This is a genomic window from Pseudomonas sp. RC4D1 (assembly GCF_018390395.1).
Classification (GTDB): Bacteria; Pseudomonadota; Gammaproteobacteria; order Pseudomonadales; family Pseudomonadaceae; genus Aquipseudomonas; species Aquipseudomonas danubii.
On sequence record NZ_JAHBAW010000001.1, the window covers coordinates 1,417,734 to 1,442,589 of the forward strand.

Here is a 24,856-nt window from a genome sequence, read left to right on the forward strand (position 1 = left end):
TACTCATCGATCAAAAGGGCTTAGTGCGTGCGGGTCACTTTGCTCAGGTGACGCGGCTGGTCGGGGTCCATGCTGCGGGCCTCGGCCAGGCCGGCGGCCATCACATAGAAACTCTGGATCGCCAGGATCGGGTCCAGCGCCGGGTGTTCCGCGCGGCTCAGGGTCAGGTCCCGTTCGCCGATGTCATCCGGTGCCGCCAGCAGCACCTTGGCGCCGCGCTGGCGCATGTCGGCGGCCAGGCTCAGCAGGCCGCCCTGTTCGGCGCCCCGGGGGGCGAACACCAGCAACGGGTAGTCGTGGTCGATCAGGGCCATCGGGCCGTGGCGCACTTCGGCGCTGCTGAAGGCTTCGGCCTGGATCGCCGAGGTCTCCTTGAGCTTGAGTGCGGCTTCCTGGGCGATGGCGAAGCCGGCACCGCGGCCTATGACCATCAACCGCTGGCAATCGCGCAGGGCGTTGACCGCTAGGTCCCAGTCCTGGGTCGCGGCCTGCTGCAAGCCTTCGGGCAGCGCCAGGCCGGCTTCCAGCAGGTGGCTGTCCTCGTTCCAGTGACCGATCAGGCGGGCGCTGGCGCTGAGGGTGGCAATGAAACTCTTGGTAGCGGCCACGCTCTGCTCGGCACCGGCGTATAGCGGCAGGGAGAATTCGCTGGCGGCCTCCAGAGGGCTGTTTTGCGCATTGACCATGGCCACGCTCAGGGCACCGCGCTTGCGCAGCAGGCGCACGCTGTTCACCAGATCCGGGCTCTGGCCCGATTGCGAGAAGGCGAACACCGCCTGGCCGCTGACCCGCAGGGGGGCCTGTTGCATGGTCACCACCGACATCGGCAATGAGGCCACCGGGATGCCCACCTGTTGCATGGTCAGGTAGGCGAAGTAGCTGGCGGCATGGTCGGAACTGCCCCGGGCCACGGTCATGGCCACTTGTGGCGGCTGGCGACGCAGGCGGCCGGCGACTTCGAGCAGCGACGCATCCAGGTGCTGCAGTTGACTGCTTACGGCAGCGTGCGAGGACAGGGCCTCTTCAAGCATTTTTGAAGTCAATGTCTTCTCCTTCGACCATGACGGCGGTCAGTGTGAGTGCGCGGTCCAGGCGCACGCTGTCGGCCCAGCTGCCAGGTTGCAGACGGCCGCGTTCAGGGATGCCGAGGTAGTCGGCGGGAAATTGCGACAGGCGCCGGGAAGCGTCCGCCAGGGGCAGGCCGATTTTCACCAGGTTGCGCAGGGCCTGGTCCATGGTCAGGGTGCTGCCGGCCAGGGTGCCGTCCGGCAGGCGCACGCCGCCCAGGCACTTGGTCACGGTGTGGCTGCCCAGCTTGTACTCACCGTCGGGCATGCCGGCGGCCGCGGTGGAGTCGGTGACGCAATACAGACAGGGGATCGAGCGCAGGGCCACGCGCATGGCACCGGGGTGCACGTGCAGCAGGTCGGGGATCAGCTCGGCGTACTGGGCGTGGGCCAGGGCCGCACCGACGATGCCGGGTTCGCGGTGATGCAGCGGGCTCATGGCGTTGTACAGGTGAGTGAAGCTGGTGGCGCCGGCGGCTAGGGCGGCCACGCCTTCTTCGTAGCTGCCCAGGGTGTGGCCGATCTGCATGCGCACGCCACGCGCGCTGAGGGCACGGATCAGGGCGTCGTGGCCGGCGATTTCCGGGGCAATGGTGATCACCCGGATGGGCGCCAGTTGCAGGTACTTCTCCACTTCCGCCATGAGCGCGGTGTGGGCGAAGTTGGGTTGTGCACCGAGCTTGCCGGGATTGATGTACGGGCCTTCCAGGTGCACACCGAGGACCCGGGCGCAGCCCTGGGGGCGCTGCTCGGCGTAGGTTCCAAGCTCAGCCAGAACCTGGCTGATTTCTTCGCTGGGGGCGGTCATGGTGGTGGCCAGCAGCGAGGTGGTGCCGAAACGCACATGGGTACGGGTGATGGTCTCGAAGGCTGTGCGGCCTTGCATGACGTCCTTGCCGCCACCGCCATGGACGTGCAGGTCGATGAAGCCCGGCAGCAGGTAGGGCAGGTCGTTGTCCGCCGGGTCGCAGGGGCTGCCTTCGATGGCGACGACTTTGCCGTGCTCATGGATCAGGCGGCCGCGGACCCAGCCTTGGGGCGTGAGGATGTTGTCTTCGGACATGGGCGTTTCTCTGGCTCCAGGGGGCGGATTCAGCGTCGCAGTTCGGCGACGAAGTCGTAGTAGTCGTTGCGGCAATAGGTGTCGGTGACTTCGATTGGTGTGTTGTCTTCCAGGTAGCCGACCCGGGTCATCAGCAGCATCGCGGTGCCGGGGGCGATGCCCACCAGGGCGGCGAATTCGTCTGACGCGTTGATCGCCTGGATGTGCTGCAGGGCCCGGACCACGGGACGGCCGATGCTGTCGAGGTACTCGTAGAGCGAATCGCCGACGGCCTCGGGCTGGGCAATGATGCTGGCCGGCAAGGTACTCATCTCGATCGCCATGACCGCATCGTCGGCTTTGCGCAGGCGCTTGAGGCGCGCCACCTTGTCGTTGGGCGACAGGCCGAGGCGGATCAGCTCTTCGTGGGTCGGCGGGGTCAGTGTGCGTTCCAGCCATTGCGAGCCGGGGACGAAACCTTTGAGGCGCAGCATTTCGCTGAACCCGGAAAGGCGCGACAGCGGTTGCTCAAGGCGCGGGGTAATGAAAGTGCCCGAGCCCTGGCTGCGCCGGATCAGGCCCCGTTCGAAGAGGACTTCCAGGGCCTTGCGCGCAGTCACCCGGGAGATGCCCAGCAGTTCGCTGAGGTTGCGTTCCGAAGGCAGCGCCTGCTCGGCTTTCCATTGGCCGGAGTGAATCGCCGCTTCCAGGTTGCGAGCCAGTTGCAGGTACAGCGGGGTCGGCTGAGTGTCGTCGGGACGCAGGGTCAGGAGGTGATTCATCTGTAGGTTTTCCGATGCGGTTATGAGGTTGTTGTCGCCCGGTAATGCCGAAAAACTAATACCACTTAAATACCATGTCAACGCCACCTATCAGGTGAAGGTGTAGTAAATCCGGCGCTTTCGGGGTGCTTAGGAGGGTAAAGGATTGAAGTGGTATTAGGCAGGTCTGGCCGCGAAGGCTATAGCTCGAGGTGGCGACCCGGGGCGGGTCGCCAAGTGGTATGCGCGCCGGGGGAGGGCGGCGGGGAGGAAAATATTTTTTGTGCTGTAGGGATTAAGGGCGAATTTCGATCAGGGTGCCGTCTTTGACCAGACTCCAGACTTCGCGCATGTCGACATTGCGCATGGCGATGCAGCCGTCGGTCCAGTCCAGGGTGTGGAAGTACTGCTCGGGAAACTCTTCGGTGTCTGGAGTGCCATGGATCATGATCATGCCGCCGGGATTGACCCCTTCGCGACGCGAGCGGGCGGCATCGGTGATGTTCGGGTAGGAGATGTGCATGGCCAGGTTGTAGCGGTCGCTGGTCTTGCGCCAGTCGAGCCAGTAGAGGCCTTCGGGGGTGCGTTTATCGCCTTCCATGAGCTTGGGCCCCTTGGGCTTCTTGCCCAGGGAAATCCGATAGGTTTTCAGTGGCTTGCCGCCATTGATCAACTGCAGTTGATGGGCGGACTTGAGCACCAGAACCTTTTCTATGACCTTGCCGTCCAGGGTTTCCACCGTGGAGGCCTGAGACAGAGTGACGACGGAACAGCACAGCAGGGCAAGCAACCAGCGCATTGACACGATATCCCCAGGCGCGCACAGAGTCCGTGCACGTTTTTATTGTTTAACTGATGGCAGGCTGAGAGAGCGGCGGAATGGATTCGGAGCGCACGGCAAATGCCTGTGCCCGCCGGTCAGCGAAGAAGCATTCTAAGGTACGACCGACGGTGCGGAAAGCCAGCTCGGACCAAGGGATATCGGCTTCGTCGAACAGTTGCACCTCCAGGCTCTCGGGACCGGCGGCGAAGTCCAGGTCTGCCAGTTCGGCGCGAAAGAACACATGCACCTGGCTGATGTGCGGCACGTCGATCAAGGTGTAGAGGTTCAGGTTGCGTACCCGGGCACAGGCTTCCTCGTAGGTTTCGCGGATGGCCGCCTGTTCCACGGTCTCGCCGTTCTCCATGAAACCCGCCGGCAGGGTCCAGTAGCCCAGGCGCGGTTCGATGGCGCGACGGCAGAGCAATACCTTGCCCTCCCAGGTGGCCAGGCAGCCGGCGACGATGTTGGGGTTCTGGTAGTGGATGGTCTGGCAGTGATCGCAGACGAAGCGCAGGCGCGAGTCGCCTTCGGGAATGCGCTGGATCACCGGGTTGCCGCACTGGCTGCAAAATTTCATGTGGGGTATCCGAAAAGGCTGGGGCTATCTTGGCGCGCCGCCCGATTGTCGGCAAGTTGTCGTTAAGCGACATGCCCGAGGGCAGGGGTTGGGCCACCGATTGGATTGGTGCATGATGCACGGTAGCCAACAGATCGAGATGCCTCATGCTGGACGAGCTACTTCATCGGGTAAGCCATTACACGCCAAGAACGCTGGAGACCGACCGACGTTTTCCCGAAGCTGCGGTGCTGGTGCCCATCACCCGCAGCGATGAACCGGAGCTGGTGCTGACCCTGCGCGCCAGCGGGCTTTCGACCCATGGTGGTGAAGTGGCCTTCCCCGGTGGCCGGCGCGATCCGGAAGACCCGGACCTGATCTTCACCGCGCTACGGGAGGCCGAAGAAGAAATCGGCCTGCCGCCGGGACTGGTGGAAGTCATCGGCCCCTTGAGCCCACTGATTTCCCTGCACGGGATCAAGGTCACACCCTACGTCGGGGTGATTCCCGACTATGTCGAATACCAGGCCAATGATGCCGAGATCGCTGCCGTTTTCAGCGTTCCTCTGGAGTTCTTTCGCCAGGACCCTCGTGAACACACCCACCGCATCGACTATCAGGGCCGCAGTTGGTACGTCCCCAGCTACCGCTTCGGCGAGTACAAGATCTGGGGTCTGACCGCGATCATGGTGGTCGAACTGGTCAACCTGCTGTACGACGCCAAGATCAGCCTGCATCACCCGCCGAAAACCTTTATCGACACCTGAAGCCATGGCTTGGCATGACATAAACCCGCGGCTGCCTGAACCATAAGGACAACAAGATGAAATACCGCCTGGGCGACGCCCGAGTCGACACCCATCCACAGAGCTGGGTGGCCCCGAATGCCACCTTGGTGGGTAAGGTCAAGCTGGAAGAGGGGGCCAGTGTGTGGTTCAACGCCGTGCTGCGTGGCGACAACGAACTGATCCTGATCGGCAAGCACAGCAACGTCCAGGACGGTGCCGTGATGCACACCGACATGGGCTTTCCACTGACCCTGGGCACCGGCGTGACCATCGGCCATAACGCCATGCTGCATGGCTGCACCGTGGGCGATTACAGCCTGATTGGTATCAACGCGGTCATTCTCAATGGCGCGAAGATCGGCAAGAACTGCATCATCGGCGCCAATTCGCTGATCGGCGAAGGCAAGGAAATACCTGACGGTTCGCTGGTCATGGGCTCGCCGGGCAAAGTGGTTCGCGAACTGACCGAGGCGCAGAAGAAAATGCTCGAAGCCAGCGCCGCCCACTACGTTCATAATGCTCAACGTTATGCCCGAGACCTGGTTGAGCAAGAACAATGACCGCCCCTGAAAGACCCGTCGCCTCGCCTTGCGTGAGCATCTGTGCCCTGGATGAGCAGGACATTTGCACCGGCTGTCAGCGCACGGTGGATGAAATCACCCGCTGGAGTCGCATGGACAACAGCGAGCGCCGCGCAGTCCTGGCCCTGTGCCATGAGCGGGCCAAATCCAGTGGCTTGCTGTGGATGATCGGCTCCAGCTCGGCGAGCTGATCCGCCCGTTCGCCGGCAAGCCAGCTCCCGCAGGCGATGCGTAGGAGCCAGCTGCCGGCGCAAGGGTTTCTTGGCCCAACCCCGGGCCTGCAGTAACCTGTGCTCCTTCCCGATAGGTACCCTTGGCCCCCATGCTTTTCCTGATCGCCTATATCAGCAGCGTCGTGCTGATCAATTACGCCTTTTCCGTCGCGCCGCAACTGGATATCGTCTGGTCGGCCTGGGGCGGGCTGGTGTTTGTCCTGCGGGACATGGTGCAGACTCGCTTCGGCCATGGCGCCATCGTCGCCATGCTGGCGGCCCTGGTGTTGTCCTATGTCACCTCCGACCCGACCATTGCTCTGGCCAGTGCCACGGCATTCGCCGTCTCGGAATGCATCGACTGGCTGGTGTTCAGCATCACCAAGCGGCCCCTGCATGATCGCCTGTGGATCAGTTCGGCCCTGAGCATTCCCCTGGATACCTTCATCTTCTACGGCATGATCGATGCGCTGACCCCGGGGGTCGTGCTGACCGCCCTGGGGTCGAAGTTCGCCGGGGTCACCGTGGTCTGGCTGGCGATGGCCTGGCGTTTGCGCAAAGCGGCGTGCGCCGGCTGAGCCAAAGGCTGCGGTTCATGTAAAATGCCGCGCTCTTTCCCCATGGGTCGCCCGCCTGGCGCTCGGCCCTCGATGATCCGCTCCTTTGAGGACCTTCAGATGACTCGTATCGGAACTCCATTGTCGCCAACCGCGACCCGCGTCTTGCTTTGTGGCTGTGGTGAGTTGGGCAAGGAAGTGGTGATCGAGCTGCAACGCCTGGGTGTCGAGGTGATTGCCGTGGACCGCTACGCCAATGCGCCGGCGATGCAGGTGGCCCATCGCAGCCACGTGATCAACATGCTCGACGGTGCGGCCCTGCGGGCGGTGATCGAGGCTGAGAAGCCGCACTTCATCGTTCCGGAAATCGAAGCCATCGCTACCGCGACCCTGGTGGAACTGGAAGCTGAAGGCTTCACCGTAATCCCCACCGCCCGGGCCACTTCGCTGACCATGAACCGTGAAGGCATTCGTCGTCTGGCGGCTGAGGAGCTGGACCTGCCGACCTCGCCTTACCATTTCGCCGATACCTTCGAAGACTATTCCAAGGCGGTGCAAGACCTGGGTTTCCCTTGCGTGGTCAAGCCGGTGATGAGCTCCTCGGGCAAGGGCCAGAGCCTGCTGCGCAGTGTCGATGACGTACAGAAAGCCTGGGACTACGCCCAGGAAGGCGGGCGTGCCGGCAAGGGCCGGGTGATCATCGAGGGCTTCATCGATTTTGACTACGAGATCACCCTGCTGACCGTGCGCCACGTAGGCGGCACCACTTTCTGTGCGCCGGTCGGTCATCGTCAGGAAAAGGGCGACTATCAGGAATCCTGGCAGCCTCAGGCCATGAGCCCCAAAGCCCTGGCCGAATCCGAGCGTGTGGCCAAGGCAGTGACCGAAGCCCTGGGCGGCCGCGGCCTGTTCGGCGTGGAGCTGTTCATCAAGGGCGATCAGGTGTGGTTCAGCGAAGTGTCGCCGCGTCCCCATGACACCGGCCTGGTGACCCTGATTTCCCAGGATCTGTCGCAGTTCGCCCTGCATGCGCGGGCGATCCTCGGCTTGCCGATTCCGCTGATCCGTCAGTTCGGTCCATCGGCTTCGGCAGTGATTCTGGTAGAAGGCAAATCCACCCAGACCGCGTTCGCCAACCTCGGCGTCGCCCTGAGCGAGCCGGACACTGCGCTGCGCCTGTTCGGCAAGCCTGAGGTCAACGGCCAGCGCCGCATGGGCGTGGCTCTGGCTCGTGATGAGTCGATCGAGGCCGCCCGGGCCAAGGCGACCCGCGCTGCGCAAGCGGTAGTGGTCGAACTCTGAGAAACATCGCGAGCAAGCTGGCTTCCACAAGGTTTGCATTGAACCTGTAGGAGCGAGCTTGCTCGCGAAGCGGTCGCTCAGACGACCCGATTCAGATCGTTATTGCGCGTTTCCTTCAAGCACAGCACCGCGATCAAGCTCAGGATCGCCGCCCCCGACACATACCCGCCTACCCAGCTCAACCCACCCATCGCCACCAGCTTCTGGGCGAAGAAGGGTGCGGCCGAAGCACCGACAATGCCCCCCAGGTTGTAAGCCGCCGATGCGCCGGTATAGCGCACATGGGTCGGAAACAGTTCCGGCAGCAGCGCGCCCATCGGGGCGAAGGTCACCCCCATCAGGAACAGCTCAATGCACAGAAACAGCGCTACACCGGCGGTGGAGCCCTGAGTCAGCAAGGGTTCCATGGTGAAGCCGGAGAGAATAGCCAGCACGGCACCGACAATCAGCACAGGCTTGCGCCCGAAACGGTCGCTGGCCCAGGCCGACAGGGGCGTGGCCGCGGCCATGAACAGCACTGCGAAACACAGCAGGCCGAGGAAGGTTTCCCGGCTGTAGCCCAGGGTCGCGACGCCGTAGCTCAGGGAAAATACCGTGGAAATGTAAAACAGCGCGTAGCACACCACCATCGACGCGGCGCCCAGCAGCACTGGCAGCCAGTACTGGCTGAAGAGCTCCACCAGTGGCATTTTCACCCGTTCCTGGCGTGCCACGGCGTTGGCGAACACTGGGGTTTCGTGCAGCTTCAGGCGCACATACAGGCCCACCATCACCAGCGCCGCGCTGAGCAGAAACGGAATGCGCCAGCCCCAGGAGCGGAACTGTTCGTCATCCAGGCCCATGGCCAGGGCCAGGAACAGGCCGTTGGCGGCGAGGAAGCCGATGGAGGGGCCCAGTTGCGGGAACATGCCGAACCAGGCGCGTTTGCCTTGCGGGGCGTTTTCCGTGGCCAGCAGGGCTGCGCCACCCCATTCGCCTCCCAGCCCCAGCCCTTGGCCGAAGCGCAATACGCAAAGCAGGATCGGCGCCCAGGCTCCGATGCTGGCATAGCCCGGCAGCACGCCGATCAGGGTGGTGCACACCCCCATCAGCAGCAGGGAGGCGACCAGGGTCGATTTGCGTCCGATACGGTCGCCAAAGTGGCCGAACAGCGCCGAGCCCAGGGGGCGGGCGAGGAAGGCAATGCCAAAGGTCAGAAAGGCCGAGAGCATCTGGGCGGTGCCGGACGTCTGGGGGAAGAATACCGGCCCGATCACCAGCGCAGCGGCGGTGGCGTAGACGTAGAAGTCGTAGAACTCGATGGCGGTGCCGATAAAACTGGCGGTGGCCACCCGGGTGGTGGAATTGCTCGGTTGAGCGGGCGCGCAGGCGCTGTAGGCGGTGTTGGTCGTCATGCGGATATCCCTGACAGTCTGTGCTCCAGTGGAGCGAATTATTATGGTCGAGCACCCAGGGATGTGGGTTTGGCGCGGTCGTCACTCGGGATGGGAGTGACGTCGAACAGTGGCGGGTGATGCATGCAGGATCGTTCTCGGTGCGGGTAGCACGCGGATCTGCGGGGCTTGGGTAAGCAGCGCGATTATAGAAAGGCTGCTAACGATCCAACAAGGGCTGTGGTCGTTGGTGGTTTTGCGTGACTGCGCCAGGCCCCGAAACTCCGTTGCAGAGGTTCAGGGCGCAGGCATCAGCATCGAGTCAGGTCCGGGCGGGAACGCTGCTGGTGTGCCAGAGCAGTACGCGGCTGACACGGTTTTCCTCGGTTTCGAGGATTTCCAGGCGGTAGCGGCCGATCTTCAGGCACACGGCGCTGTCGGGAATGGTTTCCAGGGCTTCGGTGACCAGGCCGTTGAGGGTCTTGGGGCCGTCGCTGGGCAGGTGCCAGCCCAGGCTCTTGTTCAGTTCACGGATCGATGCCGCGCCCTCCACCACATAACGGCCATCGGCCTGTGGGTGGATATGGGGGTTGTCCAGGCTGTGCTCGTTTTCGAACTCGCCGACGATTTCTTCGAGGATGTCTTCCAGGGTGACGATGCCCAGCACTTCGCCGTATTCGTCCACCACCATGCCCAGGCGCCGCTGCTGCTTGTGGAAATTGAGCAGCTGTAACTGCAACGGGGTGCTTTCGGGGACGAAGTAGGGTTCGTGGCAGGCGGCCAGCAGGGTTTCCTTGGTCAGGCTGGCGTCCGGCAGCAGGTGGCGGATCTGGCGGGTATTAAGGACAGCCTCCACCTGGTTGATATCGCTGTGGAACACCGGCAGGCGCGTGCGTTTGTTCAGGCGCAGTTGGGCGATGATCTCGTCGATGGAGTCGTCCAGGTTGATGCCGTCCACTTCGCTGCGAGGCACCAGGATGTCATTGACCGTGATCTTGTCCAGGGCGTGGATGCCGGACAGGGCGTGGTGTTCCTGGGGAGCGGGCTCATCGTCCAGCCGTGCCGGATCGTCTTCGCTGTGCTTGACCGCGCTGGCCTTGGCGGCGAACGGGCGCAACAGCAACTGGCCGATGGCCTGCAGCAGCCAGGCCAGGGGATAGACAAGCTTCATGGGGATGGCCAGCAGGCTGTTGCCAAAGCTCAGAGTGCTTTCCGGGTAGCGCAAAGCCAGGGTGCGGGGCAAGTACTCGGCCAGCACCAGCAAGCCGCTGGTGCTGATCAGGCAGGCCAGCCAGGGGCCGTTTTCCGCCCAGTAGAACAGCGCCAGTAAGGTGCTGATGATCACCGCCAGGACTCGGCACAGGGTGTTGCACAGGATCAGGCTTTCCTTGGGGAAGGCCAGCTGTGCCGTCGGTTTGTCGCCTGAGCGTGAGCCGTTGCGTTGGGTCAGCAGGTGCTGCTGGGCGGCATCGATGGCAGTGAACAGCCCCGACCAGACGATCAGCAGGGCGATTACCGCGAGCATGGGCCCGGAGGGCAAGGAGTCGGTCATGGCCGGTCGTCAGATGTGCAGGATGTATTCACGAACCAGCTTGCTGCCGAAGTACGCCAGCATCAGCAGGCAAAAACCCGCGAGGGTCCAGCGAATCGCCTTGTGCCCGCGCCAGCCCAGGCGGTTGCGGCCCCACAGCAGCACGCTGAACACCACCCAGGCCAGGCAGGCCAGCAGGGTCTTGTGCACCAGGTGCTGGGCGAACAGGTTCTCGACGAATAGCCAGCCGGAGATCAGCGACAGCGACAGCAGGGTCCAACCGGCCCAGAGAAAACCGAACAGCAGGCTTTCCATGGTTTGCAGGGGCGGGAAGTTCCTGATCAGCCCGGAGGGGTGCTTGTTCTTCAGCTGATGGTCCTGCACCAGTAGTAACAGGGACTGGAACACCGCAATGGTGAACATGCCGTAGGCCAGGATCGACAGCAGGATGTGGGCGAGAATTCCCGGTTCCTCATCGATCACCGGCACGGTTCCGGTAGGCACGAACTGCGCCAGTAGCGCAGTCAGGGCGCCGAGGGGGAACAGCAGCACCAGCAGGTTTTCCACGGGAATCCGCCAGCAGGCCATTAAGGTCAGGGCGATGACCGCGGCAGCGATCAGGCTGGCGGCGCTGAAGAAGTCCAAGCCCAGGCCGGCCGGGGTCAGCAAATGGGTCAGCAGGCTGATGCCGTGGGCGAGCAGGGCCAGGATGCCCAGCATAACCAGCAGGCGCTTGTTTGCCTTGGCGCCGGTGGCCAGGCGAGAGCCTTGATAGAGGGTCGCAGCGGCATAAAGGACGGCGGCGGCGAGGGTGGGTAGCAAGCTGGGTGACAAGGGGAGCATAAATCCTGTTAGGCAAGCCCGAAAGTCGCTGAGTTTGGCATAGAACCCACAGCCCTGAAAGACCACGCAAGCAGACGGCGAGGTGTCCGCCACGCACAGTCTTCGCTATAATCCGCGACCTGCCCACGCCGCAGGCTCATCGAGCTCTTGTTTATTAAGCTCTGGGCCGCCATTACCCCGGTCTACCTTGGGCCTGAAAGGATCGAGCATGTTTGAAAACCTAACCGACCGTCTCTCGCAGACGCTGCGCCATGTCACCGGCAAGGCCAAGCTGACCGAGGACAACATCAAAGACACCCTGCGCGAAGTGCGCATGGCGCTGCTCGAAGCCGACGTTGCGTTGCCGGTGGTCAAGGACTTCGTCAACTCGGTGAAGGAGCGTGCGGTCGGCACCGAAGTGTCCCGCAGCCTGACCCCGGGCCAGGCCTTTGTGAAAATCGTCCAGGCCGAGCTGGAAAGCCTGATGGGCGCGGCCAACGAAGACCTCAACCTCAGCGCCGTGCCGCCAGCCGTGGTGCTGATGGCCGGTCTGCAGGGTGCGGGCAAGACCACCACCGCCGGCAAACTTGCGCGCTTCCTTAAAGAGCGCAAGAAAAAGAGCGTGATGGTGGTGTCCGCCGACGTCTACCGCCCGGCGGCGATCAAGCAGTTGGAGACCCTGGCCAACGACATCGGCGTGACCTTCTTCCCTTCGGACCTGAGCCAGAAGCCGGTGGCCATCGCCGAAGCAGCTATAAAGGAAGCGAAGCTCAAGTTCATCGACGTGGTGATCGTCGACACCGCCGGTCGCCTGCACGTCGACAGCGAGATGATGGACGAGATCCAGGCGCTGCATGCGGCGATCAAACCGGTGGAAACCCTGTTCGTGGTCGACGCCATGACCGGTCAGGACGCCGCCAACACCGCCAAGGCCTTTGGTGACGCGCTGCCGCTGACCGGGGTGATCCTGACCAAGGTCGATGGTGACGCCCGTGGCGGTGCCGCACTGTCGGTACGGGCCATCACTGGCAAGCCGATCAAGTTCATCGGTATGGGCGAGAAGACCGAGGCGCTGGAGCCATTCCACCCTGAACGTATTGCTTCGCGGATTCTTGGCATGGGCGACGTGCTCAGCCTGATCGAGCAGGCCGAGCAGACCCTCGACAAGGAAAAGGCCGACAAGCTGGCCAAGAAGCTGAAGAAGGGCAAAGGCTTCGACCTCGAAGACTTCCGCGACCAACTGCAGCAAATGAAGAACATGGGCGGTCTGGGCGGCCTGATGGACAAGCTGCCGAACATCGGTGGTGTCAATCTGGCGCAGATGGGCAACGCACAGAGCGCCGCTGAAAAGCAGTTCAAGCAGATGGAAGCCATCATCAACTCCATGACCCCGGCCGAGCGCCGCGACCCTGAGCTGATCAGCGGTTCGCGCAAGCGCCGGATCGCCATGGGTTCTGGTACCCAGGTGCAGGACATCGGCCGCTTGATCAAGCAGCACAAGCAGATGCAGAAGATGATGAAGAAGTTCTCCGCCAAGGGCGGGATGGCCAAGATGATGCGCGGCATGGGCGGCATGTTGCCCGGCGGCGGCATGCCGAAAATGTGAAGAATCCGCGCCGGCAGTCATGTCGGCGCTATTCCACGGGGACGTGGAATCTCGAGCAAACCCTCGATTGGGGCGCGCTCACTCGCTGCCGCTTGCGGCGGCTCCATAGCAAATCTGAGTGGCAGCCGATAGGCGCCGGAAAAAGTCATTTGCAAAAGTCCGGATATTCCTTAGAATATGCGGCCTTTCGGGCACCCATGCCCGCTGTGCATTTAGATTTGCAGCACCGACTACAGGAACGATGTTCACATGCTAACAATCCGTCTTGCCCTTGGCGGCTCCAAAAAGCGCCCGTTTTACCACTTGACCGTGACCGACAGCCGTAACCCACGCGACGGTTCGCACAAAGAACAAGTTGGCTTCTTCAACCCGATCGCTCGCGGTCAAGAAGTCCGCCTGTCCGTGAACCAAGAACGCGTAGCCTACTGGCTGAGCGTTGGTGCACAGCCTTCTGAGCGCGTTGCTCAGTTGCTGAAGGAATCGGCTAAGGCTGCAGCCTGAACCCTATGAACGCGACGCCAGCTCCTGCTGATGATTTGATCGTTATCGGCAAAATCTACTCTGTTCATGGCGTTCGCGGCGAAGTGAAGGTCTTTTCCTTTACTGATCCGATTAAAAACCTGTTGGACTACAAAACCTGGACGCTCAAGCGCGAAGGTAGCGTGAAACAGGTTGAGCTGGTCAGCGGACGCGGGAACGACAAGTTCCTGGTCGCAAAGCTCAAGGGTCTTGATGATCGCGAAGAAGCTCGTCTTCTGGCCGGTTACGAGATCTGCGTGCCGCGCAACCTGTTCCCTGAACTGACCGACGGCGAGTACTACTGGTACCAGCTGCAAGGTCTCAAGGTCATCGACACCCTCGGGCAACTGCTCGGGCAGATCGATCACCTGCTGGAGACCGGCTCGAACGATGTAATGGTGGTCAAGCCTTGCGCTGGCAGCCTGGATGATCGCGAACGCCTGTTGCCCTATACCGAGCAATGCGTGTTGGCCGTCGATCTGGCCGCGGGCGAGATGAAGGTGGAATGGGATGCGGACTTCTAAGCGTGGCTAACTTGCGCGTAGAAGTGATCAGTTTGTTTCCCGAGATGTTTTCCGCCATCAGCGAATACGGCATAACCAGCCGCGCGGTGAAACAGGGGCTCTTGCAGCTCACTTGTTGGAATCCGCGAGACTACACCACGGATCGACATCACACTGTGGACGATCGCCCGTTTGGCGGTGGCCCTGGCATGGTGATGAAGATCAAGCCCCTGGAGGATGCACTGGTTCAGGCCAGAAACGCAGCCGGGGAGGGTGCGAAGGTGATCTACCTGTCGCCCCAAGGCCGTCAACTGAACCAGTCGGCGGTACGCGAGTTGGCGAATGAGGATGCATTGATCCTGATTGCTGGTCGTTATGAAGGCATTGACGAGCGGTTTATTGAAGCTCATGTCGATGAAGAGTGGTCGATTGGCGACTATGTACTCTCCGGTGGCGAGCTGCCGGCGATGGTCCTGATTGATGCGGTTACGCGACTGCTGCCCGGAGCTTTAGGGCATGTGGATTCCGCGGAGGAAGATTCCTTCACGGACGGTCTGCTGGATTGCCCGCACTACACCCGACCGGAGGTGTATGCGGATCAGCGTGTTCCCGACGTGTTGCTAAGTGGCAACCACGCACACATCCGGCGTTGGCGTTTACAGCAGTCCCTTGGTCGGACCTATGAACGACGCGCCGATCTTCTGGAAAGCCGCTCGCTTTCTGGAGAAGAGAAGAAGCTGCTCGAGGAATATCTCCGCGAGCGGGACGATAGTTAACAACGTATCGATGGTAGATCCGACGATTTACCTTAGGAGCACAGCATGACCAACAAAATCATCCTTGCACTCGAAGCAGAGCAGATGACCAAAGAGATCCCAGCCTTTGCCCCGGGCGACACCATTGTCGTTCAGGTGAAAGTGAAGGAAGGCGATCGTTCCCGTCTGCAGGCGTTCGAAGGCGTAGTTATCGCCAAGCGCAACCGCGGTGTGAACAGCGCGTTCACCGTACGTAAAATCTCCAACGGTGTTGGCGTAGAGCGTACTTTCCAGACCTACAGCCCGCAGATCGACAGCATGGCTGTCAAGCGTCGCGGTGACGTGCGTAAAGCCAAGCTGTACTACCTGCGCGACCTGTCGGGTAAAGCAGCTCGCATCAAGGAAAAACTGGTTTAAGTCCAGCTTCCGATGCAGAAAAAAGCAGCCTACGGGCTGCTTTTTTGTTGCCTGTCATTTAATGCCCGGAGCGGTTCAGCAGGGCGCAGACCGTGTTGGCGATACGTTCCAGCAGTACCTCGTCATAAGGCAGCCAGGGCAGGGCGGCCAATTTGCCACTTTGTGCCGCCAGTGGCAGGTCCACCGCGCCTCCATCGCGTGACACGCGCCCGGTCACCAGGTGCACGGCGTAGTCACCGACCCGCACATGGCGCTCATCCATACTCAGCTTTCCTGCTTTGATGTGCGTCGCAAAGGCTGTATTCAGCACCTGTTGGCGCATCAATGTCATTTGCGTGAGATTGTGCCCGGCCAGTCGATTCAGGCGCTCTTCGCGCTTGCCTGGCGAGGCCTGGGGAAGAGGAATGCCAGCGGCGGTCTGCGTCAGTTCTTCAACGGCGAAAGCGCTGATGCTGACCAGCAGATCGATGGCTCGGCAAGCCTCTGAAAAAACCTGCACCGGCACATTTTTCAGCAGCACAGGCTGCCAGTGTTTCTCGGTGCGACGAGCGAAGCACGTGGCGCCGGACAAGCAGTGCCCTTGTAAGCCGGGATAGAGTGGCACGTCGACATTCAGAGTCACTCGGATGTCGCTCAGGTTCCGGCTCAGGCTACCGTCTCTGTCGATCTTCCAGCCCTCGCGGCGTGCCAGGCCGATCAATGGGCGAATGGATAGGCTGTACCCGGCGAATGCCTGGTAGGAGGGGCTTTCCAGCTCATGGTCAGGTGCCTGGTAGTGCTCGCGAAATACCTGGCGCAGTGGTTGCCTGATCTGGCGTTCGGTGATCACGGCTTGCCAGGCTTGGCGCTCTGCTTCGTCGCTCGACAGGGGGTGCCACAGCGAAATCCGGCATCCGGCGTCCAGGGAAAGCGGCTGACCCCGCACGTCAAGAGCTTGCGCGTTTTGGGTCAATAGGAAGCTGCAGCGTTGGCCACAGTCGTTGTGAGCCACCCATATCAACGAGTGGGCAAAGGGCGCGCCCACGGCAGAATCCACCAGTTGCCTTCGCCAGTCGCTCAAAGACAGCTCGAAGTGTTGCCACAGTCCTGACTCCAGGCAACTGGCCAGAAGCGCGTGCTGGGCTTTTCCGGGAGCAGTGATTGGGGCAAGGCGCAGGGCAATCTCGGGGCGTTGGGCCAGTCCGCGCTCGGCGGGTTTGAGATTGCGCGTGAGTTTTTTCTGCAGGCCGGCATGTCGCACCAGGCTCAGGGCGCTGCGCAGCGTTTGCACGCTTTCCGGCGTTGGTATCTGTTCGATGCAATGACCCAGGGCAATGGCCAGGGATTGCGACGGCGCGGTTTTGGCCTGGGTTGGGGCGACGCAAGCCTTGGTCAGCAAAGTGTCCATCAGTGGCGGTAGCCAAGGCGCATCGCGCCGCAGGGCGATCCGGGCGGCACGGGCGATTACTGGCGTGTCATGGGTGCTGAAGGCGCCATCGGCCACATAGGGGGTGGCGCCGCTGTGAATATCTTCCAGGCGCTGGGCGGCGGTGTTGAGGATCTGCTGGGAGAACTCGACGTAGGCAGCATCGTCGGCCAGCGCCGTGGCGGGGTCGCTGCTCAGTGAGTGATGACCGGTCCAGTACTCGCTGCTGGCAAGGGCCAGTCGGGATTGCGGTTCCAGTTGTTCAAGCAGTTCGAACTCCTGCCGGACGTAGGGCGCATCGGCGTAGTGTTGTTCCACGCAACGGTGCAGGGCTGCCTGGGCTTGTGCATCCAGCCATTGTGCCAATACGTACGTCTGGTGGTAGTCCGCAGCCCAGCGTATTGAGGGTTCGCCGAGGATTCTATGTAACTCGCTGCTCAGTGCACTGCTCGGTTTGCCGCTGTGATAGGCCAGTTGCTCCACCGCCTCCTGCCCGCTCAGACAAGTGCGCAGCACCTCCAGCAGGGTGGTTTGATCGAGGGCTGGGCACAGTTCCAGCTGTGCGGCCTGCTGCACAATCGATGTCGCCAGTTGCTGCGCAGCCGGGTTTTCAGGGGTACGCAGTGCTCGGCGGATAGCCGGCCACAGGCTGCCCAATTGAGCGGGTGTCAGTGAGCTGATATCGATGGGCGCGCCAATGAAACTCGGATGATCCGTTGTCGCGGCGCTCAGGCGTTGCTGCAGGTGCTCGACGAGCGAAGGCGCGGAAAGGGCATCCATGACGGCGATTCTCCTTGTTGGGGGCGCGGATGATCGCATTTTTTATCGCCGATCGTGACCTCTGACCCCTGCCGGGTTCTTTCGGCCCCTGCCGGGCGGCGATATACTCGCCGACCCAATAAAGTGTGATCGCCCGCGCCGTGCAGCCTGCACGGAACGCCCAAGGTGCGTCACACGCCTCCCGGCGTTCCTGGCCTGTTGTTATCCACAGGCAGGCGGCCCCCGATTGTTCCCATCAAGCCTTTGGTCGCTGCCTTGCAGCGCTCATCGGCGTTCCATGCCCGCAGCGTGTCCCTGCGCGGATCTATCCATTCAGGCAGTAGTCCGATGACCCTTCGTGAGCAAGAAATCCAGCGTCGTACCGAACTCTCGGTGACCCGTGTGACCAAGGCGGTATTCCCGTCCACCACCAATCATCACAACACCCTGTTCGGCGGCACCGCCCTGGCCTGGATGGACGAAGTGTCGTTTATCGCCGCCACGCGCTTTTGCCGGTTGCCACTGGTGACAGTCTCCACCGACCGTATCGACTTCAATCATCCGATTGCCGCCGGTTCTATTGTCGAGCTGGTAGGGCGGGTGGTGAAGGTGGGCAACACCAGCCTCAAGGTTGAGGTAGAGGTGTTTGTCGAGAGCATGAGTTGTGACGGACGGGAAAAGGCCATTCATGGTCTGTTCAGTTTCGTCGCCATCGATGACGACAAGCGCCCGGTGCCGGTGCTTCCGGGATTCGCAGCGTAGGAGCCGGCTTGCCGGCGAAGGCGTTCCTGCGGGCCCCTTCGCCGGCAAACCCGCTTCTTAGAGTGACTCGGGTTGGATCAGTGCCAGCAGGGTCCAGCCAGCCGTCGGCTTGAGGCCGCTTTCCGGGGTGATTACATGCACCCAGCCGTTGCTGTCGCGGGCGAACAGCAGGGTTGCGCGTTCGCCGTGCAAAGTCTGGTAGTCGTTCCAGCCAAAGGCTTCGGTCAGGTGCGTGCTGTACAGCTCGGCGCCCTGGCCCAGCAGGCTGGCCAGCTTGGTGTAGGTCAGGGCTTCACTGCCCAGTAGCTGGCCGCGATGTTCGTGGCTGGCGCGGTGCTTGTCGGTGCGTCGGCTTTCCTGGCTGTTGGCCAGGGCAAAAAGGCGCTGATGGCCAAAGTCGTGTCGAAAGCGCATGGCCGCCAGGGTGTTGAGTTCGCCTGAAGGTGAGAGCGCCAGCAAATGCCCCAATCCCACCAGATCCAGATGCGCGTCGGCGTGCTGCGAGGCCGGGTTGCCGAAATAGGTGGGCAGGCCTTCCATGCGTGCTGCACGGATATTCTCCCAGCTGGAGTCGGTCAGCAGCACTCGGCTGCCCAACTGCTGCAAGGCCTTGCCAATGGTGCGTGCCGGGCCATTGGCGCCGACAATCAGGAAGCCGCTGGGAGCGGGCTCCGCGACTTTGAGCAGGCGCGCCAAGGGCCGGGCAGTAGCGCTTTGCAGGACCACGGTGCCGATGATCACGGCAAAGGTCAGTGGCACCAGCAGCAACGCCCCCTCGTGACCGGCTTCATCCAGGCGGATGGCGAAGATGGCCGACACCGCTGCCGCAACAATCCCCCGTGGCGCAATCCACGCCAGCAAGGCGCGTTCACGCCAGTTGAGGCTGGAGCCGGCAGTGGACAGCAACACATTCAGCGGGCGAGCGATGAACTGGATCACCAGCAGCAGGATCAGCACCAGCGGCCCCAGGGCGATCAGTGCCTTGAGGTCCAGGCGCGCTGCCAGCAGGATGAACAGTCCGGAGATCAGCAACACGCTGAGGTTTTCCTTGAAGTGCAGGATGTGCCGGACATCCACGCCCTTCATGTTGGCCATCCACATGCCCATCAGGGTCACGGCCAGCAGGCCGGATTCGTGCATCACTTGGTTGGACGCGATGAAGATTCCCAGGACTGCGGCCAGGGTCGCCAGGTTGTGCAGGTACTCCGGTAGCCACTGGCGACGCATGATGGTGCCCAGGACCCAGCCGCCGGCGATGCCGAACAGGCTGCCGCACAGAATCACCCCGCCAAAGGTCAGCAGGCTGTGGCTCAGGCCCTCGCCGGCGGCGCTGGCGATGATGAAGCTGTAGACCACCACGGCCAGCAGGGCGCCGATAGGGTCGATGACGATGCCCTCCCAGCGCAGGATATTGGCGATCGAGGCCTTGGGTCGCACCACTCGCAACATGGGCACGATCACCGTCGGCCCAGTGACCAGCGTCAAGGTGCCGAACAGCAAGGCCAGCATCCAGTCGAAGCCCAGCAGCCAATGGGTGGCGAGGGTGATCACCGCCCAGGTGGACAGCGCGCCGATGGTCACCAGGCGGCGCACCACGCTGCCGATTTCACGCCATTCCGAGAGGTGCAGGGTCAGACTGCCTTCGAACAGGATCAGCGCCACCGCCAGGGACACCAGGGGCATCAGCAGCGGGCCGAACATCTCCTGGGGGTCGAGCCAGCCCAGCACGGGACCGGCAAGAATGCCGCTCAGCAGCAGGAACAGAATGGCTGGCAGTTTCAGCCTCCAGGCCAGCCATTGGCAGCCCAGTGCTGCCGCGCCGATGCCGCCGAAGGCCAGCAGAATCTGTTGTTCACTCATCAATGCACCCTGTTCCTTGAAATGGCTGGCTATGAAAGACTAGCGACCCTCTGCGCAGTTCACTATTTTTTTACGCGTGGCCCCTGGGCCGTGCCTTTCGAGTCTTTATGCCCGCCATCGACCACCCCCTGATCGACCGTTTTCTCGATGCCCTGTGGCTGGAGAAAGGCCTGTCCGACAACACCCGCCATGCCTATCGCAGTGACCTGGCGTTGTTCAACGGCTGGTTGCAGGAGCAGGGGGTGGAGTTGCCGCGGGCCGGACGCGAGCTGATCCTCGATCATTTGGCCTGGCGCGTGGAGCAAGCCTACAAGCCCCGTTCCACGGCCAGATTCCTCTCTGGGGTGCGGGGCTTCTATCGCTATTTGCTGAGAGAAAAACTGATCGAGATCGATCCGACTTTGCAGATCGATATGCCGCAACTGGGACGCCCGCTGCCCAAGTCCCTGTCGGAGGCCGATGTCGAGGCGTTGCTGGCGGCGCCGGACTTGAGCGAGGCCATCGGCCAGCGCGATCGCGCCATGCTGGAGGTGCTCTACGCCTGCGGCCTGCGGGTGACTGAGCTGATCAGCCTGACCCTGGAACAGGTCAACCTGCGCCAGGGTGTGTTGCGGGTCATGGGCAAGGGCAGCAAGGAACGCCTGGTGCCTATGGGCGAGGAATCGATTGTCTGGGTCGAGCGCTACATGCGTGACGCCCGGGCCGAGCTGCTGGGCGGGCGGCCCAGCGATGTACTGTTTCCCAGCTTGCGTGGCGAGCAGATGACGCGGCAGACCTTCTGGCACCGGATCAAGCACCAGGCCAAGGTCGCCGGGATCGGCAAGGCGCTGTCGCCTCACACCCTGCGCCACGCCTTCGCCACGCACTTGCTCAATCACGGGGCCGATCTGCGAGTGGTGCAGATGTTGCTGGGCCACAGTGATCTGTCCACCACCCAGATTTATACCCATGTGGCTCGTGCCCGCCTCCAGGATCTGCACGCCAAGCATCACCCGCGGGGTTGATTTGGCTCCCGGGTGGCGCTTTGCGTCGCCCGTAGTCGGTGCCGGCAAACAGATGTGGTAGGCTTTGCCGGTTTGCAAAACGGGTGTTTGCGGGCCGTTGCCATTGCGACCGCTCCCAGTTGCCCATTTGCCCGCCTTCAGGAGTTCCCATGCGTTTGACCCAGATTTTTGCCGCCGCCTCCCTGGCGTTGCTCAGCACCTTCGCCGTGGCCGATGACAGTGCCGAGAAAGCCATCCGCAAGAGCCTCGAGACGCTGCAGCTCGAAGTGCCGGTGGAGAGCATCACCGCCAGTCCTCTGGCCGGGCTGTACGAGGTCAAGCTCAAGGGCAGTCGCGTGCTGTATGCCAGCGCCGATGGCCAGTTCGTGGTCCAGGGCTATCTGTTCCAGCTCAAGGACGGCAAACCGGTGAACCTGACGGAAAAAACCGAACGCCTGGGCATTTCCAAGTTGATCAACGGTATTCCGGTCGCAGAAACTGTGGTCTATCCGGCCATCGGCGAGACCAAGACCCATATCACCGTGTTCACCGACACCACCTGCCCGTACTGCCACAAGCTGCACGCGGAAATACCGGCACTGAACAAGCAGGGTGTGGAAGTGCGCTATGTAGCGTTCCCGCGTCAGGGCCTGGGTTCGCCGGGTGATGAGCAGCTGCAGGCGGTCTGGTGCTCGGCGGACAAGAAAGCCGCCATGGACAAAATGGTCGACGGCAAGGAAATCAAGGCCGCCAAGTGCGATAACCCGGTGTCCAAGCAGTTCGCCCTGGGGCAGTCGATCGGCGTCAATGGCACGCCGGCCATCGTCCTGGCTGATGGCCAAGTCATTCCCGGCTACCAGCCGGCACCGCAGATCGCCAAACTGGCCCTGGGTGCGAAATAATCCTGCATCGTCACGCTAGCCTTTGACGATCATGCTCCTCCGGGTGCAACCGGAGGGGCATTAATAGAGAGCCGCGCTGTTTGCGGCTGTTTTCCACGGCCGGCCTTGAGTCGGCCGTTTTATGGGGAGTTCAGAGTGAATCCGGTCAAAGTAGGCATCTGTGGGCTGGGTACTGTCGGTGGCGGTACCCTAAACGTACTTCAGCGCAACGCCGAGGAGATTGCCCGCCGTGCCGGGCGTGGAATCGAAGTAGCGCAAATTGCTACCCGTACGCCAAAGCCTCAGTTCCAGACGACCGGTATTGCGATTACCAACGATGTCTTCGCCGTGGCCACCAACCCTGAAATCGATATCGTTATCGAGCTGGTGGGCGGCTATACCGTGGCCCGTGAGTTGGTGCTCAAGGCCATCGAGAATGGCAAGCATGTGGTTACCGCGAACAAGGCGCTGATTGCCGTCCACGGTAACGAGATTTTCGCCAAGGCCCAGGAGAAGGGCGTGATCGTGGCCTTCGAAGCCGCCGTGGCCGGTGGCATTCCGGTGATCAAGGCAATCCGCGAAGGGCTCTCGGCCAACCGCATCAACTGGCTGGCGGGCATCATCAACGGCACCGGCAACTTCATCCTCTCGGAAATGCGCGAGAAGGGCCGTACCTTCGAAGACGTGCTGGCTGAAGCCCAGGCCCTGGGTTATGCCGAAGCCGATCCGACCTTCGACGTTGAAGGCATCGACGCCGCGCACAAGCTGACCATCCTGGCGTCCATCGCCTTTGGTATCCCGCTGCAGTTCGACAAGGCCTACACCGAAGGCATCACCAAGCTGACCACGGCCGACGTGAACTACGCCGAAGCCCTGGGCTACCGCATCAAGCACCTGGGTGTGGCGCGCCGCACCGAGGCGGGCATCGAGCTGCGAGTGCACCCGACCCTGATCCCGGCCGACCGCCTGATCGCCAATGTCAACGGCGTGATGAACGCGGTGATGGTCAATGGCGACGCTGCCGGTTCGACTCTGTTCTACGGCGCTGGCGCCGGCATGGAGCCGACCGCTTCCTCGGTAGTGGCCGATCTGGTGGACGTGGTTCGCGCCATGACCAGCGATCCGGAAAACCGCGTGCCGCACCTGGCCTTCCAGCCTGATTCGCTGTCCGATCACCCGATCCTGCCGATCGAGTCCTGCGAGAGTGCCTACTACCTGCGCATCCAGGCCAAGGATCACCCGGGCGTATTGGCCCAGGTGGCGAGCATTCTTTCCGAGCGCGGCATCAACATCGAATCGATCATGCAGAAGGAAGTGGAAGAACAGGATGGCCTGGTGCCGATGATCCTGCTGACCCACCGCGTTCTGGAGCAGCACATCAACGATGCGATTACCGCGCTGGAGGCCCTGCAGGGCGTCGTCGGCCCAGTGGTCCGTATCCGCGTCGAACATTTGAATTAATGAAGCAGCCGCAAGTGGCGAGCGGCAAGCGCCAAGTCAGAAGCTGATGTGCTTTGACTTGAGGCTTGAAGCTTGCGGCTTGAGGCTCAAACCGAAGGTTTGTCCCCATGCGCTATATCAGTACTCGTGGCCAGGCACCGGCCCTGAATTTCGAAGATGTGCTGCTGGCCGGTCTGGCCAGTGATGGCGGTCTCTATGTGCCGGAGAACCTGCCGCGCTTTACCCAGGAAGAAATCGCTTCCTGGGCCGGCCTGCCGTATCACGAGCTGGCGTTCCGGGTCATGCGCCCGTTCGTCACCGGCAGCATTCCGGATGCCGACTTCAAGAAGATCCTGGAAGAAACCTACGCGGCCTTCTCTCACAACGCCATTGCCCCGCTGCGTCAGCTGAACGGCAATGAGTGGGTGCTGGAGCTGTTCCACGGCCCGACCCTGGCGTTCAAGGACTTCGCCCTGCAACTGCTGGGTCGCCTGCTGGACTACGTGCTGGAGAAGCGCGGCGAGCGCGTGGTGATCATTGGTGCCACTTCCGGTGACACCGGTTCGGCGGCCATTGAAGGCTGCAAGCGTTGCGACAACGTCGACATCTTCATCCTGCATCCGCACAACCGTGTCTCGGAAGTGCAGCGCCGGCAGATGACCACCATCTTCGGCGAGAACATCCACAACATCGCTATCGAAGGCAATTTCGACGACTGCCAGGAAATGGTCAAGGCCAGCTTCGCCGACCAGGGCTTCCTCAAGGGCACCCGTCTGGTGGCAGTGAACTCGATCAACTGGGCGCGGATCATGGCCCAGATCGTCTACTACTTCCACGCGGCCCTGCAGCTGGGCGGCCCGGCGCGCTCCATCGCGTTCTCGGTGCCCACCGGCAACTTCGGCGATATTTTCGCCGGCTACCTGGCACGCAACATGGGCCTGCCCATCAGCCAGCTGATCGTCGCCACCAACCGCAACGACATCCTGCACCGCTTCATGAGCGGCAATCAGTACGTCAAGGAAACCCTGCACGCGACCCTGTCGCCGTCCATGGACATCATGGTTTCGTCGAACTTCGAGCGCCTGCTGTTCGACCTGCACGGTCGCAATGGCGCGGCACTGGCGGGGTTGATGGAGAGCTTCAAGCAAGGCGGCGGTTTCAGCGTCGAAGAAGATCGCTGGACCGAAGCGCGCAAGCTGTTCGACTCCCTGGCGGTGAACGACGAGCAGACCTGCGAGACCATCGCCGAAGTCTTCGAACAGACCGGCGAGGTGCTCGACCCGCATACCGCGATTGGCGTCAAGGCCGCCCGTGAGTGCCGTCGCAGCCTGGATACACCGATGGTGATCCTGGGCACGGCGCACCCGGTCAAGTTCCCGGACGCGGTGGAGAAGGCCGGTGTCGGCAAGGCTCTGGAACTGCCGGCGCACTTGTCCGACCTGTTCCAGCGCGAAGAACGCTGCACGGTCCTGGCCAATGACCTGAAAGCGGTGCAGGCTTTTGTCAGCCAGCACGGCAATCGTGGCAAGCCACTCTGATCCCTTGGTCTTG

The 24,856-nt window shown here is 62.2% G+C and carries 25 protein-coding genes; 15 read left to right on the forward strand and 10 right to left on the reverse strand.

Annotated features, from left to right (window positions below; genetic code table 11):
• Nucleotides 1–20: 20 nt before the first annotated feature.
• The 5 genes from KHO49_RS06425 to KHO49_RS06445 all read right to left on the reverse strand — a co-directional run bounded on the left by KHO49_RS06425 (nt 21) and on the right by KHO49_RS06445 (nt 4,270).
• A complete protein-coding gene (locus KHO49_RS06425; protein ID WP_213664785.1) occupies nt 21–1,043 on the reverse strand; it encodes an SIS domain-containing protein in 1,023 nt (340 codons plus the stop codon).
• A complete protein-coding gene (gene nagA / locus KHO49_RS06430) occupies nt 1,024–2,130 on the reverse strand; it encodes an N-acetylglucosamine-6-phosphate deacetylase (protein ID WP_213664786.1) in 1,107 nt (368 codons plus the stop codon). The genes KHO49_RS06425 and nagA overlap by 20 nt, the downstream gene beginning before the upstream one ends.
• Before the next feature lie 29 nt (nt 2,131–2,159).
• Nucleotides 2,160–2,891: a GntR family transcriptional regulator gene (locus KHO49_RS06435; RefSeq protein ID WP_102861287.1), complete on the reverse strand. Its 732-nt coding sequence runs from the start codon at nt 2,889–2,891 to the stop codon at nt 2,160–2,162.
• A 274-nt stretch (nt 2,892–3,165) separates the two neighbouring features.
• The gene (locus KHO49_RS06440) at nt 3,166–3,669 is read right to left on the reverse strand and encodes a L,D-transpeptidase family protein (RefSeq protein WP_102861288.1); all 504 of its coding nucleotides are present in this window, start codon (nt 3,667–3,669) and stop codon (nt 3,166–3,168) included.
• A 49-nt stretch (nt 3,670–3,718) separates the two neighbouring features.
• Entirely contained in the window at nt 3,719–4,270 is a 552-nt protein-coding gene (locus KHO49_RS06445; RefSeq protein WP_102878491.1) for an NUDIX hydrolase, read from the reverse strand.
• Between the two features lie 146 nt (nt 4,271–4,416).
• Here KHO49_RS06445 and KHO49_RS06450 point away from each other — a divergent pair, with 146 nt between their 5' ends.
• The 5 genes from KHO49_RS06450 to purT all read left to right on the forward strand — a co-directional run bounded on the left by KHO49_RS06450 (nt 4,417) and on the right by purT (nt 7,689).
• A complete protein-coding gene (locus KHO49_RS06450) occupies nt 4,417–5,016 on the forward strand; it encodes a CoA pyrophosphatase (protein WP_102878492.1) in 600 nt (199 codons plus the stop codon).
• 56 nt (nt 5,017–5,072) lie between these two features.
• Complete coding sequence (locus tag KHO49_RS06455; RefSeq protein WP_102878493.1) at nt 5,073–5,597, forward strand: gamma carbonic anhydrase family protein; 525 nt, start codon at nt 5,073–5,075, stop codon at nt 5,595–5,597.
• Nucleotides 5,594–5,809: a DUF1289 domain-containing protein gene (locus KHO49_RS06460; RefSeq protein ID WP_102861292.1), complete on the forward strand. Its 216-nt coding sequence runs from the start codon at nt 5,594–5,596 to the stop codon at nt 5,807–5,809. The genes KHO49_RS06455 and KHO49_RS06460 overlap by 4 nt, the downstream gene beginning before the upstream one ends.
• A gap of 131 nt (nt 5,810–5,940) precedes the next feature.
• Complete coding sequence (locus tag KHO49_RS06465; protein ID WP_102878494.1) at nt 5,941–6,408, forward strand: VUT family protein; 468 nt, start codon at nt 5,941–5,943, stop codon at nt 6,406–6,408.
• Between the two features lie 99 nt (nt 6,409–6,507).
• Nucleotides 6,508–7,689: a formate-dependent phosphoribosylglycinamide formyltransferase gene (purT, locus tag KHO49_RS06470; RefSeq protein WP_102878495.1), complete on the forward strand. Its 1,182-nt coding sequence runs from the start codon at nt 6,508–6,510 to the stop codon at nt 7,687–7,689.
• 77 nt (nt 7,690–7,766) lie between these two features.
• Here purT and KHO49_RS06475 read toward each other — a convergent pair whose 3' ends face one another.
• The 3 genes from KHO49_RS06475 to KHO49_RS06485 all read right to left on the reverse strand — a co-directional run bounded on the left by KHO49_RS06475 (nt 7,767) and on the right by KHO49_RS06485 (nt 11,436).
• The gene (locus KHO49_RS06475; protein WP_170001095.1) at nt 7,767–9,083 is read right to left on the reverse strand and encodes an MFS transporter; all 1,317 of its coding nucleotides are present in this window, start codon (nt 9,081–9,083) and stop codon (nt 7,767–7,769) included.
• Between the two features lie 301 nt (nt 9,084–9,384).
• Complete coding sequence (locus KHO49_RS06480) at nt 9,385–10,614, reverse strand: HlyC/CorC family transporter (protein WP_123393639.1); 1,230 nt, start codon at nt 10,612–10,614, stop codon at nt 9,385–9,387.
• 9 nt (nt 10,615–10,623) lie between these two features.
• Nucleotides 10,624–11,436 (reverse strand): cytochrome C assembly family protein, encoded by an 813-nt coding sequence (locus tag KHO49_RS06485; RefSeq protein ID WP_502937856.1) that lies wholly within the window; start codon nt 11,434–11,436, stop codon nt 10,624–10,626.
• Between the two features lie 208 nt (nt 11,437–11,644).
• Between KHO49_RS06485 and ffh the strand changes: the two genes are divergently transcribed.
• The 5 genes from ffh to rplS all read left to right on the forward strand — a co-directional run bounded on the left by ffh (nt 11,645) and on the right by rplS (nt 15,215).
• Nucleotides 11,645–13,021 (forward strand): signal recognition particle protein, encoded by a 1,377-nt coding sequence (gene ffh, locus KHO49_RS06490; protein WP_102878499.1) that lies wholly within the window; start codon nt 11,645–11,647, stop codon nt 13,019–13,021.
• Between the two features lie 249 nt (nt 13,022–13,270).
• Nucleotides 13,271–13,522 carry a 30S ribosomal protein S16 gene (gene rpsP, locus KHO49_RS06495; RefSeq protein ID WP_007927680.1) on the forward strand — a complete coding sequence of 84 codons (252 nt, stop codon included), beginning with the start codon at nt 13,271–13,273 and terminating at the stop codon, nt 13,520–13,522.
• 5 nt (nt 13,523–13,527) lie between these two features.
• Nucleotides 13,528–14,064, forward strand: coding sequence for a ribosome maturation factor RimM (rimM, locus tag KHO49_RS06500; protein ID WP_102861299.1), 537 nt, complete (start codon nt 13,528–13,530; stop codon nt 14,062–14,064).
• Nucleotides 14,046–14,819, forward strand: coding sequence for a tRNA (guanosine(37)-N1)-methyltransferase TrmD (gene trmD, locus KHO49_RS06505; protein ID WP_170001093.1), 774 nt, complete (start codon nt 14,046–14,048; stop codon nt 14,817–14,819). Before rimM ends, trmD begins: the two co-directional genes overlap by 19 nt.
• A 45-nt stretch (nt 14,820–14,864) precedes the next feature.
• Nucleotides 14,865–15,215: a 50S ribosomal protein L19 gene (rplS, locus tag KHO49_RS06510; RefSeq protein ID WP_007927677.1), complete on the forward strand. Its 351-nt coding sequence runs from the start codon at nt 14,865–14,867 to the stop codon at nt 15,213–15,215.
• A 58-nt stretch (nt 15,216–15,273) separates the two neighbouring features.
• On the opposite strand, the gene KHO49_RS06515 is transcribed toward rplS, so the two are convergent.
• Nucleotides 15,274–17,400: a DUF4132 domain-containing protein gene (locus KHO49_RS06515; RefSeq protein ID WP_213664788.1), complete on the reverse strand. Its 2,127-nt coding sequence runs from the start codon at nt 17,398–17,400 to the stop codon at nt 15,274–15,276.
• A gap of 327 nt (nt 17,401–17,727) precedes the next feature.
• Here KHO49_RS06515 and KHO49_RS06520 point away from each other — a divergent pair, with 327 nt between their 5' ends.
• The gene (locus KHO49_RS06520) at nt 17,728–18,141 is read left to right on the forward strand and encodes an acyl-CoA thioesterase (protein ID WP_102861301.1); all 414 of its coding nucleotides are present in this window, start codon (nt 17,728–17,730) and stop codon (nt 18,139–18,141) included.
• Between the two features lie 57 nt (nt 18,142–18,198).
• Here the strand turns inward: KHO49_RS06520 and KHO49_RS06525 are convergent, their stop codons facing one another.
• On the reverse strand, nt 18,199–20,001 hold the full coding sequence (locus tag KHO49_RS06525; protein ID WP_102878501.1) for a cation:proton antiporter: 1,803 nt from the start codon (nt 19,999–20,001) through the stop codon (nt 18,199–18,201).
• A gap of 107 nt (nt 20,002–20,108) precedes the next feature.
• Here KHO49_RS06525 and xerD point away from each other — a divergent pair, with 107 nt between their 5' ends.
• The 4 genes from xerD (at nt 20,109) to thrC (ending at nt 24,843) form a co-directional block, all read left to right on the forward strand.
• On the forward strand, nt 20,109–21,005 hold the full coding sequence (xerD, locus tag KHO49_RS06530) for a site-specific tyrosine recombinase XerD (RefSeq protein ID WP_110652321.1): 897 nt from the start codon (nt 20,109–20,111) through the stop codon (nt 21,003–21,005).
• A gap of 149 nt (nt 21,006–21,154) precedes the next feature.
• Complete coding sequence (locus KHO49_RS06535) at nt 21,155–21,886, forward strand: thioredoxin fold domain-containing protein (protein WP_102861304.1); 732 nt, start codon at nt 21,155–21,157, stop codon at nt 21,884–21,886.
• A 135-nt stretch (nt 21,887–22,021) separates the two neighbouring features.
• Nucleotides 22,022–23,326 carry a homoserine dehydrogenase gene (locus KHO49_RS06540; protein WP_060842565.1) on the forward strand — a complete coding sequence of 435 codons (1,305 nt, stop codon included), beginning with the start codon at nt 22,022–22,024 and terminating at the stop codon, nt 23,324–23,326.
• Between the two features lie 107 nt (nt 23,327–23,433).
• Complete coding sequence (gene thrC, locus KHO49_RS06545; protein ID WP_102878502.1) at nt 23,434–24,843, forward strand: threonine synthase; 1,410 nt, start codon at nt 23,434–23,436, stop codon at nt 24,841–24,843.
• The last annotated feature ends 13 nt before the right edge of the window (nt 24,844–24,856 follow it).

What these genes read in the sequence shown, in the direction of transcription:
- nagA (WP_213664786.1), bottom strand. Translation starts at nt 2,130, where the DNA reads ATGTCCGAAGACAACATCCTCACGCCCCAAGGCTGGGTCCGCGGCCGC.
- KHO49_RS06435 (WP_102861287.1), bottom strand. Translation starts at nt 2,891, where the DNA reads ATGAATCACCTCCTGACCCTGCGTCCCGACGACACTCAGCCGACCCCG.
- KHO49_RS06440 (WP_102861288.1), bottom strand. Translation starts at nt 3,669, where the DNA reads ATGCGCTGGTTGCTTGCCCTGCTGTGCTGTTCCGTCGTCACTCTGTCT.
- KHO49_RS06445 (WP_102878491.1), bottom strand. Translation starts at nt 4,270, where the DNA reads ATGAAATTTTGCAGCCAGTGCGGCAACCCGGTGATCCAGCGCATTCCC.
- KHO49_RS06450 (WP_102878492.1), top strand. Translation starts at nt 4,417, where the DNA reads ATGCTGGACGAGCTACTTCATCGGGTAAGCCATTACACGCCAAGAACG.
- KHO49_RS06455 (WP_102878493.1), top strand. Translation starts at nt 5,073, where the DNA reads ATGAAATACCGCCTGGGCGACGCCCGAGTCGACACCCATCCACAGAGC.
- KHO49_RS06460 (WP_102861292.1), top strand. Translation starts at nt 5,594, where the DNA reads ATGACCGCCCCTGAAAGACCCGTCGCCTCGCCTTGCGTGAGCATCTGT.
- KHO49_RS06465 (WP_102878494.1), top strand. Translation starts at nt 5,941, where the DNA reads ATGCTTTTCCTGATCGCCTATATCAGCAGCGTCGTGCTGATCAATTAC.
- purT (WP_102878495.1), top strand. Translation starts at nt 6,508, where the DNA reads ATGACTCGTATCGGAACTCCATTGTCGCCAACCGCGACCCGCGTCTTG.
- KHO49_RS06475 (WP_170001095.1), bottom strand. Translation starts at nt 9,083, where the DNA reads ATGACGACCAACACCGCCTACAGCGCCTGCGCGCCCGCTCAACCGAGC.
- KHO49_RS06480 (WP_123393639.1), bottom strand. Translation starts at nt 10,614, where the DNA reads ATGACCGACTCCTTGCCCTCCGGGCCCATGCTCGCGGTAATCGCCCTG.
- KHO49_RS06485 (WP_502937856.1), bottom strand. Translation starts at nt 11,436, where the DNA reads ATGCTCCCCTTGTCACCCAGCTTGCTACCCACCCTCGCCGCCGCCGTC.
- ffh (WP_102878499.1), top strand. Translation starts at nt 11,645, where the DNA reads ATGTTTGAAAACCTAACCGACCGTCTCTCGCAGACGCTGCGCCATGTC.
- rpsP (WP_007927680.1), top strand. Translation starts at nt 13,271, where the DNA reads ATGCTAACAATCCGTCTTGCCCTTGGCGGCTCCAAAAAGCGCCCGTTT.
- rimM (WP_102861299.1), top strand. Translation starts at nt 13,528, where the DNA reads ATGAACGCGACGCCAGCTCCTGCTGATGATTTGATCGTTATCGGCAAA.
- trmD (WP_170001093.1), top strand. Translation starts at nt 14,046, where the DNA reads ATGGGATGCGGACTTCTAAGCGTGGCTAACTTGCGCGTAGAAGTGATC.
- rplS (WP_007927677.1), top strand. Translation starts at nt 14,865, where the DNA reads ATGACCAACAAAATCATCCTTGCACTCGAAGCAGAGCAGATGACCAAA.
- KHO49_RS06515 (WP_213664788.1), bottom strand. Translation starts at nt 17,400, where the DNA reads ATGGATGCCCTTTCCGCGCCTTCGCTCGTCGAGCACCTGCAGCAACGC.
- KHO49_RS06520 (WP_102861301.1), top strand. Translation starts at nt 17,728, where the DNA reads ATGACCCTTCGTGAGCAAGAAATCCAGCGTCGTACCGAACTCTCGGTG.
- KHO49_RS06525 (WP_102878501.1), bottom strand. Translation starts at nt 20,001, where the DNA reads ATGAGTGAACAACAGATTCTGCTGGCCTTCGGCGGCATCGGCGCGGCA.
- xerD (WP_110652321.1), top strand. Translation starts at nt 20,109, where the DNA reads ATGCCCGCCATCGACCACCCCCTGATCGACCGTTTTCTCGATGCCCTG.
- KHO49_RS06535 (WP_102861304.1), top strand. Translation starts at nt 21,155, where the DNA reads ATGCGTTTGACCCAGATTTTTGCCGCCGCCTCCCTGGCGTTGCTCAGC.
- thrC (WP_102878502.1), top strand. Translation starts at nt 23,434, where the DNA reads ATGCGCTATATCAGTACTCGTGGCCAGGCACCGGCCCTGAATTTCGAA.